Source organism: Streptomyces sp. NPDC014995, assembly GCF_043080745.1.
In the GTDB taxonomy this organism is placed as follows: Bacteria; Actinomycetota; Actinomycetes; order Streptomycetales; family Streptomycetaceae; genus Streptomyces.
In genome coordinates this window covers 823704-842462 of sequence record NZ_JBIBVX010000001.1, presented here as the reverse complement: position 1 = coordinate 842462, position 18759 = coordinate 823704, and the positions used below count along the sequence as shown (strand labels likewise).

Genomic DNA, 18759 nt, shown 5'->3' with positions numbered 1-18759 from the left:
GACCCGTGCGCACCCGAGACAATGCCCGACAGCCCGACCCCGGCAAGGAGCGGACATCGGCCCGCCCGCCCGCCGGAGGCAGCGCGCCGCTCCAGGGGATACCCGCCCTTCAGGGCACCGCCGGGAACGCGGCGGTGGTGCAGTTGCTCCGCCGGGCCGGGCACGCCTGGGCCCAGGAGCAGCACGAGCACGGTGCCGGATGCGGGCACCGGCCCGGACCACCGTCGGTGCAGCGCTCCGCCGTGCACGACGTCCTGCGCGGTGGCGGCCGGCCGCTCGACGACTCCACCCGCACCGACATGGAGGCGCGCTTCGGCGCCGACTTCTCCGACGTCCGGATCCACAACGACAGTGCGGCGCGGGCGTCGGCGGTGGAGGTGGGGGCCCGTGCCTACACCTCCGGCAACCACATCGTCATCGGTGACGACGGCGCCGACAGGCACACCCTCGCCCACGAGCTGACCCACGTCGTCCAGCAGCGCCAAGGGCCCGTCGCCGGTACCGACAACGGGGCGGGACTGAGGATCTCCGACCCCTCGGACCGGTTCGAACGCGAGGCGGAGGCCACCGCGGCGAGGGTGCTGCGAGGCCCGGCGCCGGTTCAACGGCAGGCCTCGGACCGGACGACGAAGGGGTCCGACAGCGCCCGCACGTCCTTCGTCCAGCGGATGCCGTCCGAAGCCGCCGCGGAGCCTCCCGTGGCGATCATCCAGCCGGGCTACGCCTCCGGAGACCAGTTCGCGGTCGCCGCCATGCTGATGCACGACCCGGCGCGGCACGTGTACCTCACCTTCCCCCCGGGCGAGCGGAAGCCGGCCGAGAACGTCGAGAAGTTCTACCTCGCGTCCGGCATCACGGCCGACCGGATCCACCTGGTCGAGGTCGGCCCGTCGGCGACCGCGAAGAACGCGGTGGGGGCGCAGTACAAGGAGGACTTCAAGGACCAGGGCGCGGCCACCATGTCCGGGGCGGCGCTCGGCAAGAAGTTCATCGCCGTGGGTGACGCCACGAAGTACGTGGGTGACCGGTTCAGCGACGAGATGCGCGGGGAGGTGCGGGCCGGCTGGGGACTGGCGAAGGACACGACGGCCGGCCACCCCCAGGACGCGCAGGTCGAGAAGTGGCTGGCGGGGAAGGGCGTGGACGCCAAGGGGAAGACCATCGCGGTCCTGTGGTCCCGGTTCAGCGGCAAGAAGGGCGAGGTCCACATCGAGCACGATTCCAGCTACGTCGGCATGGCGCAGATCATCGCCGGACTCAGTGGTGTGGACACGGTGCTGATCGTGGGCGACGCCGCCCCGAAGGCGCAGCCGCAGCGCAAGTACGGTGCGGTCGCGGGCAGTTACGGCAACGAGGGCCAGGCGCCGCCCGAGCACGAGGTGCGGGTGCCGGACTTCGGCGCCAGGGTCGTCGACCTCACCGAGTTCTGGAAGGACCCGGCCGTCAAGGACTGGGGCGGTGACTCCCGCACCGGCCAGTTCCTGGTGTTCGACTACCTGCACCGCAGCGGGGCCACCCGCCATCTGGGATTCCGCAGCGGGAACCTGGAGGCGATGGCCCTCATGGGGTTCACCGTCAGGTACATGGAGGAGCCCGACAGCGCCATCGGGGGCAGCCGCATGGAGGCCTGGCACGCGGTCGACGGCACGGACCGTACGAAGGGCGGCGGCATGGCGCCGGGCTATGAGCGTCTGCGGGTCAGCGCGCCGCCGACCCGCTCGGGCAAGTACCAGAAGTCGCTCACCCTCGACGAACAGAAGGGGGACCAGAAGCATGCCGACTGGCACAGGGCGCCGAAGGCGGAGTACGCGGACCTGAAGAAGACGGGGCGCGATCCGGACGGCGCCTCTCTGCCCAAGGGCTTCGCCGAGGAGGACCTCGCCAACATCGACGCCTATCTGGTCACCGGAAGGAGCGAGGAAGGACTCGCTCCCGAACTGATCGACGGGGTCAGGAAGCTCGCCCGTGACTTCACCGCCGCCGAGGACCGGCTCCTCGGCGCCGAGGACGCGGCGAAGAAGGCGAGGGCCGTCGCCGAGAAGGCGGCGGTGGATCCCAAGAAGAAGGAGAGCGTGAAGCTCTCCCTTCAGCAGAAGGCGGAGGAACTGACGAACGAGGAGAGTGCCGTCAGGGCCTCGTCCGAGTCGGTCATGGAAGCCGCGCGGCAGGAGTTCCGCGCACTGTGCGCACGACACGGCCTGGTCGAGGGCCTCCGGGCGCGCAATCTCTACGCCTCGAACATCGCCCACCGGCTCTCACCCGGCGCCCCGGCCTGAGCCGGCCCGCCGCCGCGCCGCGGGGACTACTCCGGGCCCCGCAGCGCGGCCCAGGTGTCGCGTCCCACGATGCCGTCCACGCCCAGGCCCTTGTCGTTCTGGAAGCTCCGTACGGCGGACTCCGTGCCGGGGCCGAAGTCGCCGTCCACGCCGCCGTCCCCCACGGCGTAGCCGCGCTTCGTCAGCATGCACTGCACCTGCGACACGCGTTTGCCGGTGTCGCCCTGGCGGGTGCGGCCGTTGCCGGAGTAGTGGGCGCAGTCGGAGACCCAGGGCGGGGCGGCGGGGCTGGAGGAGGGGCTGTCGGGGGAGGAGGGCGCCGGGGTTCCGGGGGCGCTCGGGGTGGCGGCCGGGAGGTCCGTGCGGTCGCCGTCGGTGGGGGAGCCGGACGGCTCCGGGGCCGACTCCGGGTTCGAGACCTCGCCGGCGGCGCCATCGGGGTCGGTGGCGTTTCTCCCGGTGCCGCCCTCGGCGGACGGGTCGCCAGGGGCCGGGGCGGGGGAGGCGTCCCCGGGTGCGGCGCCGGTGGTGGCCGTCCGGCCGGTTCCCGCGGAGTGGGCGGAGGCGGGGGCGTCCTGGCGGGTGAGGACGAAGACGGCCGCCGCCACCGTGCACAGGGCGAGCGCCGCGGCCGCGGCCAGGACCGGCTTCCGCCGGCGCCAGGAGCGGCGTAACGGTGCGGGCGGCACGATCCCGCCCCTGGACGGATGCCGCGGAACCGGGTCCGCCGCCAAGCCGGCGGGGACGGCCGCCGGCGGGGCCGGGGTGCCCGGCGCGACGGGGACGCGGTACAGGGCGTCGTACGCCTGGCCGCGGGCCCGCACCCTGGCGCCCAGCGGCTCGGGCCAGTCGGAGGCCGCGGTATGGGCCTCGGCCACTTCGGTCAGGGCCTGGGGGGTGGGGCGTTCCGCGGGCTCCTTGGCCAGGCAGGCGGAGAGCAGGGAGCCGAGCGCCGGGTCCGTCGAGGCAATCTCGCCGAGCACCTCCGCGTTGGGCTCCTCGAACGCCACCCGGTGCATCACGTCGACGCCCGTGCCGTCGCCGAACGGCGCCCGGCCCGTCGCCGCGTAGACCAGTGTCCCGGCGAGCGAGAACACGTCGGACGCCGTGTCGGAGTGGCCCGTCCTCAGGTGCTCCGGCGACATGTACGCCGGGGTGCCCACCCGGTTGCCGGTGCCGGTGATGGCGCTGGAGTCCACCGCCTTGGAGATGCCGAAGTCGATGACGTGCGCGCCCCGCACGGACAGCAGGACGTTGGAGGGCTTCAGGTCCCGGTGCACGATCCCGGCGGCGGACAGCGCGGCGAGCGCCCGCGCCAGTTCGGCCGTCAGCCGCCAGACCCCGTCCGGGCCGAGGGCGCCGTCCGCCCGTACGGCCTCCGCGAGGTCGAGGCCCGGGAGGTACTCGGTGGCCATCCACAGCAGTTCGTCCCGGAATCCGGTGCCGCACAGCCTCGGCGTGTGCGGTGTGCGGAGCCGGGCGTGCACGGACGCCTCGCGCTCGAACCGGCGGCGGAAGCGGGGGTCCTCCGCGTACTCCGGTCTGATCACCTTCACCGCGACCAGGCCGGGACTGCCGTCCACGGGGCGGGCGAGGTACACCCGGCCCATGCCGCCGCTGCCCAGGAGCGCCAGCGGCACGTAGGGGCCGACCAGGTCCGGGTCGCCGGGCCGCAGGGGTGCGGCGCCGGCCTGTCGGAGCGCGGCCGCCGCGCTCGTCGTCGAGCCCGGCGGCACCGGCCGCTGTTCTGCCACGAATCCCCCGAAGTTGTTTTCTACGTACGCCAGTTCGCCCTCAAGAGAAGACGAGGCTAGCCCAGCCCCGGCGTACGGTCAGGGATTCCCCGACTTCAGCCGGGACCGGGCTGGTCCCCGGGCCGCAGCGGGTCAGGGGCGGACGGCCGTGCCGCGTCCCCATGCCCAGGCGAGGCGGTCGGCGCCGGACCGGTTGGTGGTCGTCAGCCAGGGGCGGGCCGGGTCGCCGACCAGCTTCTGGAGCGAGTAGGTGTCGTCGGTGCGCAGGCCCGGCCAGTACACCGAGCCCATCTTCAGCTCGCGGAAGGTGTCGGTGACGGCCTGCATGAAGTTGATGTAGTTGTTGTCGGGCGTCGGCCTGTTGTAGTCGAGACCGGTGGTCATCGGGGCGCCGAACTCGTCCGCGACGGTCCGGTGCGCGCAGTCGCCGATGCGCACCTTGAGGTCGGCCACCCACTGGTCGTAGGTGGCGTACTCCTTCCAGAACCCGTAGTGGTGCAGGGAGAGGTAGGTGCCCTTCAGGCGCGGGTCGGCGCAGACGGTGGTGACGTGGTCGTTGTAGCCGGCGCCGCTGACGAAGACCCGGTTGCGGGGGACCGACGGGTAGGTGGCCAGCCACTTCGCCGCCATGTCGGCCCACTCGGTGTCCGTGTAGCCGTGCGGCTCGTTCATCGGCTCGAAGTAGACGTTCCGGTCGTTCTCGTAGGCCTTGACGACGGTGTCCCACATGGGCCAGTACGTCGCCTCGTCGTCGATGAAGCCGTCCTTGCGCGGGCCCGTGCCCTCCCAGTAGGAGACGATGACCTTGAAACCCTTGGCCGACGCCGCGTCGATGACCGCGCGGTACGACTTCCCGTACGAGCCGTTCACCGTGTACGGGTTGATGGGCAGGCGCACCGTGTTGGCGCCGAGGTTCGCGCGGAACGCCGATATCACCCGGCTCGCCTTGGTGTAGGTCTGGGCGTAGGTGTCGGAGAGCGACAGGCCCGACAGGACGACCGGGTCGTCGGCGAAGTTGTCCCGGGGGTCGGCCCAGTTGACGCCCTTGAACTGCGTGGTGTCCATGGTCGGCGCGGCCTGGGCGGGGCTGCCGGCGAGGGTGGTGCCCGCCCCGGCGATCAGGAGCGCCACGGCGGCGGCTCGGAGACGGGGGGTGCGGCGGCGGGTTCCGGCGGGGGTTCTGCGCATGGGCCTGGCCTTTCGGGGATCCTCATGTTTACGCGAACATCACCGACCGCTCGGCCTCATGTTTACGTAAACATCGCGGCGCCGGAATCGTGGCACCCGCCACAGTGATCGTCAAGGTTTCCCACACGTGACGTCCGTAGCCCCCGAGCCGGCGACCGCCGCCGCACGCGGCCCGGGCGGCCTCGGCCGCGGGGCGGAGGCAAGGGTCCTCAGTCGGTGGAGATCGGCTCCAGGGTCAGCGGCTCGAGCCTGCCCTCCAGCATCGCGCCCAGGCCCTGCGCCGCGCAGATGTCGGGCCGTTCGGCGATGTGCACCGGCATGCCGGTGGCCTTCCGCAGCATCTGGTCGAACCCGGGGAGCAGCGCGGAGCCGCCGACCATCATGATCCCGCGGTCGGCGAGATCGGCCACCAGGTCGGGCGGGCAGTCCCGCAGCACCCGGCCGATGCCGTCGAGCACCGCGGTCAGCGGCGTCTCGATCGCCTCCCGTACGGCCGCGGTGTCGACCTGGACGGAACGGGCGAGGCCGGTGGCGACGTCCCGGCCGTGGATCTCCGTGGAGGCCGGGCCCTGCGCGGTCAGGCCGTTGCCGGAGAGGGCGAGCTGGAGCGGACGTACGGACTGGCTCGGCAGCATCAGCTCGTGCTCGTGACGCAGGTGCTGGACGATCGCCTGGTCCACGGCCTCGCCGCCGACGGCGACGCGCTCGGCGGTCACGATCGACCCGAGGGAGAGGACGGCGACCTGGGTCGCGGCCGCCCCGCACATCATGATCATGGTGGCCTCGGGCTGTTCGACGGGCAGTCCGCAGCCGACGGCGGCCGCGATGAGCGTGTCGACGAGTTCCACCCGACGGGCGCCCAGCCCGACCAGCGTCTCGATCGCCGCGCGCTGCGCCAGCGGATCCGCGTCGTGCGGGGTGCAGGCCGCGCCGCGCAGGAACGGCTTGCGGCGCAGCTGGCGGCGGATCTTGTCGCCGAGCAGGTGCCGCAGCATGCGCTGGGCCATCTCGATGTCGACCACCGTGCCGCCGGAGACCGGGCGGGTGACGCGGATGTAGTGGGGGGTGCGGCCGGTCATCTTCTCGGCGAGTTCGCCGACCGCGATCAGCGCGCCGGTCCGGGTGTTCACGGCGGCGGCGGACGGCTGGTCGACGACGAGCCCGGCCCCCTTCACGTACACCCGTGTGCGCGCCGCACCCAGGTCGACGGCGAAGTGGCAGCGGCGCAACTGCTCCAGACTGGCGGTCATGGGGGTCCTCCCGAGAGCGCAGAGCGTGGCGACCGCCGGGCCGGCGGGCCTTCGTGCGTGGGGCCGCCGGGCGGTGGCCTCCTTCGCATCGTGCGGGGCCGGGAGGGCGGGCGCCCGTTGGAGGGGTCCGGGCGGGGAGCCGCCGAATGGGGGTTTCGTGCCGTAAGTGCCATCCAACTGACGGGCAAATCCGCCCGGAGATGCTAGAGGGAGGGCGCCGGCGGGGAGGGTCGCCGGAGGTGCCGGAGGGGAGGCGCCGACGGGTGTGGAGTCACAGGGCCCGAGCCGCCTCCAGCACGGGGGCCAGTGAGCGCACGGTCACCTCGCACCCCGCCTCCCGCAGCTCCTGCTCGACGGTCGGATTGCGGGCGAGGCCGATGAACCGCAGACCGATCCGCTGGGCGGCGGTCAGCTCCGCCACCGAGGAGCCGATCAGCACACCCGTGGCGGCCGAGGCGGCGAGGTCGCGCAGGGCCCGCAGCAGACAGTCCGGGTGCGGGGTGAGGAGCGTCAGGTCCTCGCCCCGGCCGTACGTCCCGGCCAGCGGCAGCCGGTACGGCTCCAGATACCGGTGGACGGCCTCCTCGCACACGTCCGCCACCACGGCCACCCGCCGTCCCGCCGCGTGCAGCGCGCGCACCAGGGCGACGGAGTTGTGGGTGGTCGGCGCGTCCGGCACGGCCCGCAGCTCCAGGGTGTTCAGCCGGCCCCGCAGGAACGGCCCGAGCGGGTCGCGGGCGAAGACGCGCAGGACGTCCAGCGGATGCACCACCGACTCCCGGGCCGCGGCGACCGCCAGCGGGCGGCCGGTCAGCGCGTCCTGCGGATCCCGGTGCTCGGCGGCGAGCGCCAGCAGGTCCCGGGCCGCCGCGCGCGCGGTCGTCGCCGTGAACAGGCGGGTGAGGGGCCCGTCGAAGCCGAGCAGGACGGTCTCGGCCTCGCCGAGCAGACCGGCGGGGGTCGGCGGCCGCCTTCCGGGGGAACCGTCGGTGGTGGCCGGCGCCCCCTCCGGCGTCAGCCGCACCTCGCAGGTCACCGCCAGCCCCGGCACCGGCCACCTGCCCACCTGCGTGTTGACCGCGCGCTGCGCACCGGCCGCCCGGCGCAGGGAGTGCCGGCGGGTGATGCGGGGCGCGGTCTCCAGCAGGTGGGCGAGGAGCCGGTCGGACACGCGGGCGGTGTCGGAGCGTACGAAGGCCACCGGGTCGGCGACCCGCCAGGACAGCTCGGCGACGGCCGTGAAGTCGCCCTTGCCGGAACTCGGCAGGGACAGCTGGTGGACGGCGTGGTGCGGGGCGAGGTCGACCTCGTAGTACGTCGTCAGCCGGGGCGGGCGTCCGCCGTGCGGCTGGGCGGGGTCGAGGAGGGTGAGCGGGCCGTCGGCCCGCGTGTGCACGACGGCGGTGCGGCCCGGTGCCGGGATGCCCAGCTCTCCCAGGTCCCGGGTGATGAACGGCCCCCGCACGAGGTCCCGCTCCTCGTCCTCGGCGCGGGGCCCGGCCAGCGGGCAGTACCAGGCGACCGGCGGGGCGTCCGGGGCGCCGCCGTACAGCGGGCGGAAGCGGTACGGGCCGGAGGCGGCGGAGCTGTCGGCGAAGGCCTCGTAGAGGGCGGGCGGGACGAGGACCAGGACGGGCGCGGTTCCCTCGGGGGGCTCGGGGGGCTCGGTGGCCTGCGGCCCGTCGCCGTGCTGGAACGTCACCCGCAGACGCGGCGGGTCGGCCAGGTCGGAGAGCGGCCCGGGGAGCCAGTGCAGGGCGGCGGCGAGGACGGGGAGGAGGTAGGCGCCGGGGGCGATGTCGACGCGGTAGCCGTCGGGGCGCACCCGCACCTCGTACTGCTGTGGGGTGAGGTCGCCCCGGTCGAGGACCTGGTGCACCGCGTACTCGAGGCTGATGCGGGCTTCGGGACGGCTGCCCAGGTCGGTGTCGGTGTGGAAGAGGAGGGTGGGACGGGAGGTGCCGTTCCGGTCGGGCCCGAGTGCCGCGAGCTCGCTCTCCAGGGTGCGGTGGAGGTCGCGCAGGCGGGCGCGGGTCGCCTCGGCGGCGGGGCCGGGGACGCCTTCGAGGGGTTCGCCCCGGAAGAGGGCGAGGGTGTTGTCGAGCAGGACGCGCCGCCGCTGCGGATCCCGGTCGGGGGAGTGGTGGGTGAGGACGTCCTCGCAGGCGAGGGCGTCGACGTAGGCGCCGGGCGCGTACAGGGCGTAGCCGTCCGAGGTGGTGGCCAGGGTGCCGGGGCCCAGGTGGCGGCGCAGCTCCGTGGCCAGGGCGCCGATGCGGCGGCGCGCCGGGCGCGGGCCGGGCGGCCGGTCCCACAGCCCTGCGGCCAGCTCGTCGTGGGTCATGCGCTGTCCTGGGCGCAGGACCAGCATGCACAACAGGGCCTGGGCCTCGGGGGAGGGGAGGGCCCCGGGCTCGGTGGCACGGCCGATCCGCAGCGGGCCGAGCATGCGCAGGTGCAGCGGGGCGGTGTCCCGGGCCGCCGCGAGTTCGGCCGGCGCGGAGGACGGCACCGTGCCCTGCGCGATCCGGGCGAGCAGGGACCGGAACCGGGGCGGGACCGCCGGCACCTGGGGGGCCAGTTCGCGGAGCAGCCGGTCGAAGGCCGCGGTGTCCGACGCCGCGCTGCGCCCCCGGGCCTCCTCCCCCAGGGCGAACCGGGAGATCAGGACCGTACCGTCCGGCCGCAGCAACAGGCCTTTCCCTCCCTCCTGCCCGCGCACCAGGCCCCGGCGGTGCAGGACACCGAGACCGGCCGTGACGTCGCACACGAGCCGGGCGAACACCGGGAAGGACACGCCCGGTCCGCTGCCTTCGAGCAGCTCCGTCAGCGTCACCCCCTCCACGAACTCCGCGACCAGATAAGGCGTGTCGCCCTCCACGCCGAAGTCCCGGATCCGCACCACATGCGGATCGTCGACCTCGGCCAGGGTCCGCGCCTCCCGCAGGAACCGCTCCCGCGGAGCCGGCTGCTCCGGGTACCGGTGGACGACGACCGGCTCGCCGGTCCGGGTGTCCACGGCCCGCCACATCCGCTGCCCGGGCCCACGCCTTCCCAGCAGCCGGTAACGGCCGCCGATCAGCCCCGCCCCGGCCTCGTCCGCCGGTCGCGGTACGGCCTCCCCGCCGCCGCCCAGCCGCCGGACCGTCTCCTCGCTGACCGTCGCGAACGGCCGGCCGTCGCCCGGGCCGTTCCCGTCGGCCGTCCGGGCGCGGAACTCGCCGGCCGCGAGGCCCGCGCGTTCGTCGATCAGTCCGCCCACGCGGTCGAGGAGTTCACGGGTGCGGCCCCGCGCCGTCCGGGGCAGGGTGCGCAGGAGGAGGTCCCGGACACCGGGGCGGAAGTCGTACGAGCCGGGTGGGCCGGGGACGGCGGTGAGCATGCCGCTGAGGATCACCTCGGCCAGGTGCTGGGGGCGGGGGTCGCGGTCCACGGCGCGTTGGACGAGGCGCATCACCGGGACGGAGGGCAGGGCCAGCGCCAGGTGGCCGGCGAGGCGGAAGGCCTCCGGGGAGGCGGTGGCGCGGAAGCGCAGGACCAGGTCCCGGGCGGAGAGGGACGCGGGGTCGGGGGCCGCGTCGGCCGGTGGGGGCGGGGTCGGCCGCGGCGGGAGCCAGGCCGCCGCGCCCGGGGTGCGTGCGCCGCCCGGGGCGGCCAGCAGGGTCGCCCAGTGGGCGAGCCAGGGGGCGCCCGGCTCCAGGACGGGCAGGGGGACGGCGGCGGGCGGGCGGGCGGCGTCCGGGTCGTACGGGGTGAAGGTGAGGGCGGTGGGCGGGGCCGCCGCGGACGGGGACGACAGCACGCCCGGTTCGGCGGGCAGGGCCGTGGTCGGCCACAGGTGCTCCGGGAGCGGCTGGACGACGGCCAGCGGCATCCGGGCCGCCCAGTGGCGCAGGGTGCGGTACCAGCGGTCGCCCGCCGGGCCGGGCCGCCACTGCGGGCCCATGCAGTCGCTGACGACCAGGGTGACGGTCCGGCCGTCCGCCGGGTCGGGGACGTGCCGGGCGCGGCCGTCGGGCCCCGCCGGGTGCAGGGTGACCGTGCGGAAGATGCCCGACTGGGCGAGGACGGTGTGCAGTTCGCGGACGAGGGGCCGCCAGACCGGCATGGTGGGGCCGGTGTCGTGCACGAGGTTGAGGCGCAGCCAGCGCTCGCGTGCCGGGCGCAGGACGGGCAGCCAGACGTCCGGGCGGGCGCCGGACCGGGCGATGCGGTCCGCCGTGGCCCGCTCGTCCAGGAGCCGGGCGTGCGCCGACGGCACCGTCCGCTTCAGCGGGCGCAGGGCGCGCTGGAGGGCGAGCGGGCGGGGCAGCATCGGGGGCGCGGGGGCCAGCAGGGGCGTGCCGCCGCCCGGCTGCCCCGGCCCGCCGGGGGACGGGGCCGACGACGGTGGTGCCGGTGCGGGGAGGTGGAGAGGGACGCGGTCGGCGGCCGGTGGGGCCGGCCCGGTCGCCGGCGTCAGGGCGGCGGGGTCGTCGCCGTGCCGCGTGCCGGCGCTGGGGGCCGCGGGGGGATCCGGCGCCCGGTCCCGGCCGTCCGGGCGGGCGGGCGTCGTCGTGCCGTCCGTCTCCCGGTGCTCCCCCGCCGCCTGCCGCTCCTCCAACTGGCGCGCCAGCCACAGCACTTCCGCCAGCTCCAGCGGGGTGGGCGGGGTCCGGCCGGCGGCGGTCAGGAGCGCGGCCAGCCTGCTGACGGCCGTACCGCCGCCCTTCGGGGTCCCCTCAGAAGCCATCGCCGTCCGCCGTGGCGCTCAGGTACGGCATCAGCTCGTCGGCGAGGGCGTCGCGGGACTCCGCGTCCAGGCCGGCGACGCCGGTGAGGTAGAGGGCGTTGAGGAGCTGGTCGGTGGCGAGTTCGCCGTCGGCGGCGCGGGTGAGGAAGCGGTCGATCAGGTGGTCCGCCTCGGCGGGCGGGGTGTCGAGGTGGGCGCGGACGATCTCGGTGAGCTGCTCGCGGTCGGGGCGGCGCAGCTTGAGGCGGACGCAGCGGCGCAGGAAGGCGGGCGGGAACTCGCGCTCGCCGTTGCTGGTCAGCACGACGAAGGGGAAGGCGCGGCAGCGGACCCGGCCGCGGGCGACGGCCACCGGGGTGTCCGTGCCGTCGGCGAGGACCTCGGCGGTGGCGCCGTCGGCCGAGTGGCGGGCGGCGCGCATCAGTTCGGGGATCTCGTACTGGCCCTCCTCCAGGACGTTCAGCAGGTCGTTGGGCAGGTCGAGGTCGCTCTTGTCGATCTCGTCGACCAGCAGGACGCGGGGACGCTCGTAGGGCAGCAGGGCCGTGCCGAGGGGGCCGAGCCGCAGATGGTCCTCGACGCCGCCGCCCCCGGGGACGTCGCCCCCGGGGAGCCCTTGCCCGCGAACGCCCTGTGCGGGGACGCCGTCCCCGGTCCGCCACGCCGTCTGCCGGACCGCGTACAGCCGGGACAGCGGGTCGTACTGGTAGAGGCCGTCGGCCAGGGTGGAGCGGCTGGTGATGTTCCAGCGCAGGACCGGGCCCAGCCGCAGTTCGCGCGCCACCGCGTACGCCAGCGAGGACTTGCCGGTGCCGGGCGGGCCGGTGACCAGCAGGGGGCGGCGCAGGACGAGCGCGGCGTTGACGAGCTGGACGCTCTCCGGGCTCGCCACGTAGCTGCGGGCGCGGTGCACGCGGTCGGGGGAGACGGCCGTCTCGTCGTCGCCGTCCCGGGGCGGGCGCAGGACGGGCTCGCCGTCGAACGCCCGCCAGGGCGGCGGGTCGGGCAGCCGGTCGATGCCGTCGTGCGGCTGGCTGTTCCCGGTGTAGACGGACCAGTGCGGCATGGGGGTCTCTCCGTGCGACGAACTCGGGTGCGGGCGGGCGGACTGGGGGCGGGGGCGGACCGAGGGAGCGCGGGGGCGGACCGAGGGAGCGCGGCGCGGGCCAAGGGGGCGGCCGGGTCAGGCCACCGGTGACCGGGCGTGCGCGGGGGTGCCGCCGTGCGGGTCGGTGAAGACGCGCGGGTCGTCCCACAGCAGCTGGATGTCCCGCGCCCAGTGGCCGTCCTCGGCGTCGGCCTCCTCGCGCAGGGCCAGGACCCGGCGGGGCAGTTCGGCGGGCGGTACGCCGGACACGACCGCGTCCAGCTCGTCCAGGAACGTCTTGCCCGCGCACCCGTCGCCGCCCGCGCAGGGCTCCTCCGGGCCGTTGTCACAGCCGCCGCGGGACCACACGACCACCGGGGCGGGCGCGGTGAGCGAGGTGTCGAAGTGGGCGCGGGTGTGGGCCGCGGCCGGGGCGGTGGCGAAGCCGGCGAGACAGGCGTCGGGCTTGCGCAGCCGCACCCGCAGCCGGGCGGGTTCCTCGGCGCCGCCGCACTCGACGCGGTGCACGCGTGCGCCCGGCAGCGAGTCGAGCCGGTTCCACACGCGGGTCAGCTGATGCCGGGTGCCGGCCCTGCGGCGCGCCTGGTCGGTGACGACGAGCGGGTACACACAGCCGAGCGGGGTGTCGTCGTCGGGTGCGCTGGCCCAGCGGTCGACGGGCAGGTCGATCCAGTCGCGGGGCAGCGCGAACGCGATCAACTCGTCCGATCCGGGCGTCAGATGACGGAAGGCTGCCTCGATACGGTCCTGGACGTACGCGGACAGCCGGGCCCGCGGCACGGTGTCGGAGCCGACCGGGTGCCGCCGTCCCCCGCTGTACGCGGACACCTCGACGAGGACCTGTCCGTCGCCCGCGCCGCTGTGCTGGAGGTCGACGAGGATGGGCGACCAGTCGGGCGCGGCGGACGTCTCGACGGGCGTGTGGAAGAGGGCCTCGACGTGTGCGGTGAAGCGGGCGACGGTGCCGGCCGCGTCCTCCCCGTCGATCTCGCACAGCACGAACAGGGCGGCCGAGCGCAGCGAGTCGAAGCCCTCCTCCGGCGGCTCCGGGTCGAACGGGCCGGCGGCGGCCCGGTAGAGCCGTACGGGGTCGCAGTCCAGGCCGGCGCGTACGGCCCGTTCGACCAGGTCGCGCAGCCGGGCCCGGTCGGCGGTGCGGTGGTCGGAGGTGGGGACGAGACCCGTGAGGTCGGGCCAGTAACGGGCCATGACCTCGGTGGGCATCATCCGCCCGTTGCGCACCCCCTGCGCTCCGGCCGCCGCCGTGACCATGCCGACGACCTCGCCGGTGTCGACGAGGGTGACCGCGGCACCGCTGAACCCGGGGGCGAGCGGCTGCCCGTCGGGCGCCCACGCCTCCAGCTGGATCCACTCCCGGCGCAGCAACTGCGGTGCGGTGATGCGGTATTCGGCGAGCGTGCCCTCGTCGAAGCCGACCGGGAAGCCGTACACGACGAGCTTGCGCGGCTGCCGGCCGTGCGCCGCGCCGACGGGCGCGAGCGCGGCCGGCTCGACCGGGACCTCGTGCGCCAGTTCCAGTACGGCGAGGTCGCCGAGGTCGGTGGTGCCGCCGGCCCAGCCGCCGTCGGCGACGATCCTCGCCGGGACGGGGGCGGAGCCGGGGCGCTCGGTGAAGGTCACCGTCAGCGCGTCAGCCGGACCCTCGTGCACCACGTGCGCGCAGGTCAGAACCTTGCGCGGGGTCACCAGGAAGCCCGCTCCGACGACCTGGCCGGCGCATTCGATCCGGGCGTGCCACTCGGCGCTCCTCATGAGGCGGCGGACGGCTCCGACGGGGCCGCCGACGGCTCCGGCTGGGCGGGGGAGGAGGGGGCGGGGGACCAGGTCAGTCTCACCACGAGGTGGCCCTCCGCCGAGCCCTTGGCGATGACCGCGCCCGTCTCGGCCGCCAGTTTCACGCCGAACTCGATCTCCACGCCGTCGGGCCGCAGCGCGCCGTCCCGGAACACCCGCAGCGCGGACTCCGCGGCCGCGCGCACGCCCTCCAGGGCGCCCTCGAACGTGCGGGCCGCCTGGACCGTACCGTCGCCCCGGGCCACCAGCCGCGACCCGGGCCGCTGCTCCTCGACGGCCTCGACGGCGACCACGGCTCCGTCGTCCGTCTTGAACTCCACCAGTCCTGCCACGGCGCCCCCGTCGTGCGTACTCGTAGTGTCGTGCGTGTGCGTACGCGGCGATGACCGTCGTACCGTCGCACTGCGGATCTGTGCACCGCCATTGTTACGGACGGTACTTGAGCTTGTCCTGTTTCCGACCCCGGCGACGGCCGACGGCGGCGGAAACCGGCCACCTCACGGGCCGTCCGTCCGGATCAGCCCCAGGTCCGCCAGGTCCTGAGGGCGGATGCGGAGCTGGTTCGCCGTCGACTCGGCGTCCTCCGGGGGCCGTTTGAGGATCGCGGCGGCCGACTCCGGTGCGATGACCGAGAAATAGCTGTCCGGGGTCGCCCAGGTGCGCCCCGGTGCGGCCAGCGCGAGCGCCCCGCCGGACCCGCCCTCGCCGATCACCAGCGTGGTGACCGGCGTACGCGCGGTGGCGACCGCGCCGAACAGCTCGGCGATCGCCGCGCCCACGCCCTGCCGTTCCGCCTCGGCGTCGTTGGCCGCGCCCGGCGTGTCCACCAGGGTCAGCACCGGGATGCCGAGCCGCTCCGCGAGCCGGATCAGCCGGGTGGCCGTGCGGTACCCGGCGGGCCGGGTCGCGGCTCCCGTCTGGGCGGCGTACGCGACCGTACGGCCCGCGTGCTCGCCGAAGCCGCAGAGCATGCCGTCCGGATCGGTGCCGCCGCAGCGGTCGCCGCCGATCGCGACGCGGTGGGTGAAGTAGGCGTCCAGGTAGCGGGCGGCGCGCGGGCGGTGCGGTGAGCGGGCCCGCCGGACGGCGTCCCATCCGGAGGCCGGCAGGTCTGTCGCCCCGAGGGGCCGCGGCACCGGCGCCGGCTCGTCCGACGGGGCGGTCAGCAGCCGCAGCCACCGCCCCAGCGTCTCCCGCAGCCGCTCCGGCGCCACGACCGCGTCCGCCGACCCCGCCGCGACCTGCGCCTCCGCCGTGTAGGCCGCCGGGTCGGCGTTCACCGGGCGTATCCGCGACCCCGCGAAGCCGACCTGGACGCCCGGCAGCGCGAGGACCACGTCGGCGCCCGCGCCCAGGGTGGCCCAGCCGCCGCCGGTCGTGGGGTCCCGCAACACGGCGATCTGCGGCAGCCCCGCCTCCCGGGTGAGCGCCGACTGCCGGGCCACGCGCTGGAGCTGGGTGAGGGCGAGCATGCCCTCCTGCATCCGGCTGCCGCCGGTGGCGACCAACGGGACGACCGGGAGCCGGTGTTCACGGGCGTACGTGTACGCGGCCTCCAGACGGTCGCCGGTGCGCTCGCCGAGCGAGCCGCCCAGGAAACCGAACTCGAACGCGATCAGCACGGCCCGGGTGCCCTCGACGCTCGCGGTGCCGCAGACCACGGACTCCGACTCGCCGGTGCGTCCGGCGGCACGGGCGCGGGAGTCGTCGTAGCCCGGCCAGCCGAGGGGGCCGTCGGGCGCCGTCTCCCGGTCGGCGTGGGGGAGTTCGGTGAACGCGTCGGAGACGAGGGCGATGGTCTCCCGCGCGCCGAGACGCAGGTCGCCGCTCACGAGGTCAGCGCCCGCTTCATGATCTTCCCCATGTCGTTGCGGGGCAGCGTGTCGAGGTACCGCACGACCCGGGGCCGCTTGTGCGGAGCGAGCCGCCGCGCCACATGGTCCGCCAACTCGCCCTCCGCGGGCGGAGCCTGGGGATCGACCGGCACCACCCACGCCACGATCCGCTCCCCGAGGTCCGCGTCCGGCTCCCCGGTGACGGCGGCCTCGCGCACCCCCGGATGCTCCAGCAGCGCGTTCTCGATCTCCCCGGCGCCGATCTTGTACCCGCCGCTCTTGATCAGGTCGGTGGCCTTGCGCCCCACGATCCGGACGTAACCGTCCGGCTCGCGCACCGCCATGTCCCCGGTCCGGAACCAGCCGTCGGCGGTGAAGGCGGCCGCGGTCGCGTCGGGCCGGTTGAGGTACTCGGTGAACAGGTTCGGCCCGCGCACCTGGATCTCGCCCACGGTCTCCCCGTCGTACGAGGTGATCGGCGAGCCGTCCTCCTCCACCAGCCGCAGCTCCACGCCCGGCAGGGGCACGCCCACCGTCCCCGCCCGGGGTTCCCCGTCCGCCCGCACGCTGGTGTTCATCAGCGTCTCGGTCATGCCGTACCGCTCGATCACCCGCTGCCCGGTCGCGGCCGTGATCCGCTCGTGGTCGTGGACGGGCAGCGCGGCGGAGCCGGAGACGAGCAGCCGCGCCCCGCCGAGCGCCTTGGCCAGCCCCGGGTCGTCGGGGAGGGCCTGGGCGATCCGGTGGTACATCGTCGGGACGCCGAAGAGCATGGTCGCGCCGCCGTCCAGCTCGCGCGCCACGCCGTCGGTGCCGAACCGGCCCAGATGCCGTACGGATCCGCCGCGCCGCAGCGGGCCCAGGACACCCAGCACCAGCCCGTGCACATGGAACAGCGGCAGCCCGTGCACCAGGACGTCGTCCCCGGTCCACTGCCAGGCGTCGGCGAGCGCGTCCAGGGTCGCGGCGATCGCCCGCCGGGGGATGACCGCGCCCTTGGGCGGGCCGGTGGTGCCGGAGGTGTAGACGACGAGGGCCGGAGTCTCGGCCGAGGCGTTGCCGGCCGGAGCGGGGGCGGTGCCGCGCGCGTCGACGTCGACGTCGACGCGTTCCAGGGCCGCCACCGGCGGGGGAAGGTCGGTGCCCGGTGCGGCCAGCACCAGCGCTGGCGCGCTGTCGGCCAGGATGTGCCCGAGTTCCTTCTCCCCGGACTTCGGGTTGAGCGGTACGGCGGCGACACCCGCCTCGAGCGCCGCCACGACGGCCACGGCGGTCTCCAGCTCCGGTGTCGCCCAGACGGCGACCCGGGCGTGGCCCGCGACGCGGCCCGCGAGCGGGCCGGCCGCGGCGGCGAGTTCCGCGTAGGTCAGGGACCGGTCGCCGAAACGGAGGGCGGTGCGCCCCGCCGGACCATCGGTCAGGGCCGGGAAGAGAGAGGACACGCGTCGTAACTCCTTGCCTGAGTGCCTGAGGGCCTGGGTGCCTGGGTGCTGAGTGTGTCTGAAGGGGGCCTGATGGCCGACTGGTGCTGTCTGCTGCGGCCTACCCGAACCCGGGCCCGACCATGACCGGTAGCGGCCGCGCGGGGGAAGAGGGCCGGGGTACGTTCCGGCCGGGCAGGGCGCCGTCACGGCCGGGCAGGTCCCCGTTCAGGCCGCTGCCTCCCGCACGTCGGCCACCACACAGCTGACATTGTCCGGGCCGCCCGCGGCGTTCGCTTCGGCGACCAGGGCACGGACCGTCGCGTCCGGGGCGGGGACCGTGGTGAGCAGCCGGCGCAGCCGGTCCTCCGGGACGACCGTCGACAGTCCGTCCGAGCACAGCAGGTAGCGGTCACCGGGGCGGGCGTCGTGCAGCCGCAGGTCCGGTACGGCCGGGGCGCCGCCGGTCAGGGCCTTCAGCAGCAGGGAGCGCTGCGGGTGGGACACCGCCTCCTCGGCGGTGAGCCGGCCCTCGTCGATCATCGACTGGACCACGGTGTGGTCGTCGGTGATCCGGAAGAGGCCACCGTCGCGCAGCAGGTACGCGCGGGAGTCCCCGATGTGGACCAGCGCGAGCCGGGACCCCGTCCACAGCAGCGCCGTGAGGGTCGTCCCCACGTCGTCCCCGCCGTCCGCCACGTCACGGACCGCCTCGGTCGCGCCCCGGACCGCGTCCTCCAGAAGGTTGAGGACGTTGCCGGCCGGGAGTTCCTCCGTGTCCAGGAACCTCAGCGCTTCCACGGCGGCGCCGCTCGCGGGCGCGCCCGCCGGGCCGAAGCCGTCCGCGACCGCGAGCAGCCGGGTGCCCGCGTACACCGTGTCCTGGTTCTGCGGGCGGACCCGGCCGCGGTCCGAGTGGGCGGAGTAGCGCAGTTCGAGCATGGTGGTGTCCTTCCTCGGTGCTGCCGTCAGCTGGTGGACGAGGAACGCGGCGAGGTCCCGCCGTGCGGCCGTCTCCGCCTCGACCCGCGCCCAGTACGCGCGGATCTCCGCGGCGGCCTCCGCCGGAGGAAGGGCGGCCACCTCCCGGATGCGGGCCAGCGGCATCCCCAGCCGCCGCAGCCACGCCACGAGCCGGGCCCGCTCGACCTGCTCGGCCGCGTAGTAGCGGTAGCCGGTGTCGGGGTCCACCCGTGCGGGGCGCAGCAGGCCCAGGCCGTCGTACAGGCGCAGGGCCTTCGGCGACAGCCGGGAGGCCCGTGCGAAGGCTCCGATGGTCAGCATGTCCACGGACGTCCGCCCCCTCTTCGCGCCGCGCGCTCTCCGCGTTCCGCCACCGATGCTGGGGCTTCACCGAAGGTGAAGGTCAACCCGGTGCCG

General features: G+C 75.3%; 11 protein-coding genes. 1 reads left to right on the top strand and 10 read right to left on the bottom strand.

Annotated features, from left to right (window positions below):
* The first annotated feature begins 5 nt into the window (after window positions 1–5).
* Window positions 6–2276, top strand: a complete 2271-nt coding sequence (locus tag ACF1A1_RS03750) for a DUF4157 domain-containing protein (protein ID WP_391645069.1) — start codon at window positions 6–8, stop codon at window positions 2274–2276.
* Window positions 2277–2302: 26 nt separating this feature from the next.
* On the opposite strand, the gene ACF1A1_RS03745 is transcribed toward ACF1A1_RS03750, so the two are convergent.
* The 10 genes from ACF1A1_RS03745 to ACF1A1_RS03700 all read right to left on the bottom strand — a co-directional run bounded on the left by ACF1A1_RS03745 (window position 2303) and on the right by ACF1A1_RS03700 (window position 18669).
* On the bottom strand, window positions 2303–4030 hold the full coding sequence (locus ACF1A1_RS03745) for a protein kinase (protein WP_391645067.1): 1728 nt from the start codon (window positions 4028–4030) through the stop codon (window positions 2303–2305).
* 132 nt (window positions 4031–4162) lie between these two features.
* The gene (locus ACF1A1_RS03740; RefSeq protein ID WP_391645065.1) at window positions 4163–5218 is read right to left on the bottom strand and encodes a glycoside hydrolase family 5 protein; all 1056 of its coding nucleotides are present in this window, start codon (window positions 5216–5218) and stop codon (window positions 4163–4165) included.
* A 209-nt stretch (window positions 5219–5427) separates the two neighbouring features.
* Complete coding sequence (locus ACF1A1_RS03735; protein ID WP_391645063.1) at window positions 5428–6468, bottom strand: rod shape-determining protein; 1041 nt, start codon at window positions 6466–6468, stop codon at window positions 5428–5430.
* A 271-nt stretch (window positions 6469–6739) separates the two neighbouring features.
* On the bottom strand, window positions 6740–11200 hold the full coding sequence (locus ACF1A1_RS03730) for an SAV_2336 N-terminal domain-related protein (protein WP_391645061.1): 4461 nt from the start codon (window positions 11198–11200) through the stop codon (window positions 6740–6742).
* Window positions 11190–12266, bottom strand: coding sequence for an AAA family ATPase (locus ACF1A1_RS03725; RefSeq protein WP_391645059.1), 1077 nt, complete (start codon window positions 12264–12266; stop codon window positions 11190–11192). Before ACF1A1_RS03725 ends, ACF1A1_RS03730 begins: the two co-directional genes overlap by 11 nt.
* Window positions 12267–12383: 117 nt before the next feature.
* Complete coding sequence (locus ACF1A1_RS03720; protein WP_391645057.1) at window positions 12384–14081, bottom strand: trypsin-like peptidase domain-containing protein; 1698 nt, start codon at window positions 14079–14081, stop codon at window positions 12384–12386.
* Window positions 14078–14455, bottom strand: a complete 378-nt coding sequence (locus ACF1A1_RS03715) for a CU044_2847 family protein (RefSeq protein WP_391645055.1) — start codon at window positions 14453–14455, stop codon at window positions 14078–14080. Before ACF1A1_RS03715 ends, ACF1A1_RS03720 begins: the two co-directional genes overlap by 4 nt.
* Window positions 14456–14620: 165 nt before the next feature.
* Window positions 14621–15955 carry a carboxyl transferase domain-containing protein gene (locus ACF1A1_RS03710; RefSeq protein ID WP_391645053.1) on the bottom strand — a complete coding sequence of 445 codons (1335 nt, stop codon included), beginning with the start codon at window positions 15953–15955 and terminating at the stop codon, window positions 14621–14623.
* Window positions 15952–17400 (bottom strand): acyl-CoA synthetase, encoded by a 1449-nt coding sequence (locus ACF1A1_RS03705; protein ID WP_391645051.1) that lies wholly within the window; start codon window positions 17398–17400, stop codon window positions 15952–15954. The genes ACF1A1_RS03710 and ACF1A1_RS03705 overlap by 4 nt, the downstream gene beginning before the upstream one ends.
* Before the next feature lie 207 nt (window positions 17401–17607).
* Window positions 17608–18669 (bottom strand): MerR family transcriptional regulator, encoded by a 1062-nt coding sequence (locus ACF1A1_RS03700; RefSeq protein WP_391645049.1) that lies wholly within the window; start codon window positions 18667–18669, stop codon window positions 17608–17610.
* Window positions 18670–18759 lie beyond the last annotated feature (90 nt).

Bases quoted from the DNA above. Each gene is read 5' to 3' on its own strand.
- ACF1A1_RS03740 (WP_391645065.1), bottom strand. From the start codon at position 5,218: ATGCGCAGAACCCCCGCCGGAACCCGCCGCCGCACCCCCCGTCTCCGA.
- ACF1A1_RS03735 (WP_391645063.1), bottom strand. From the start codon at position 6,468: ATGACCGCCAGTCTGGAGCAGTTGCGCCGCTGCCACTTCGCCGTCGAC.
- ACF1A1_RS03730 (WP_391645061.1), bottom strand. From the start codon at position 11,200: ATGGCTTCTGAGGGGACCCCGAAGGGCGGCGGTACGGCCGTCAGCAGG.
- ACF1A1_RS03725 (WP_391645059.1), bottom strand. From the start codon at position 12,266: ATGCCGCACTGGTCCGTCTACACCGGGAACAGCCAGCCGCACGACGGC.
- ACF1A1_RS03720 (WP_391645057.1), bottom strand. From the start codon at position 14,081: ATGAGGAGCGCCGAGTGGCACGCCCGGATCGAATGCGCCGGCCAGGTC.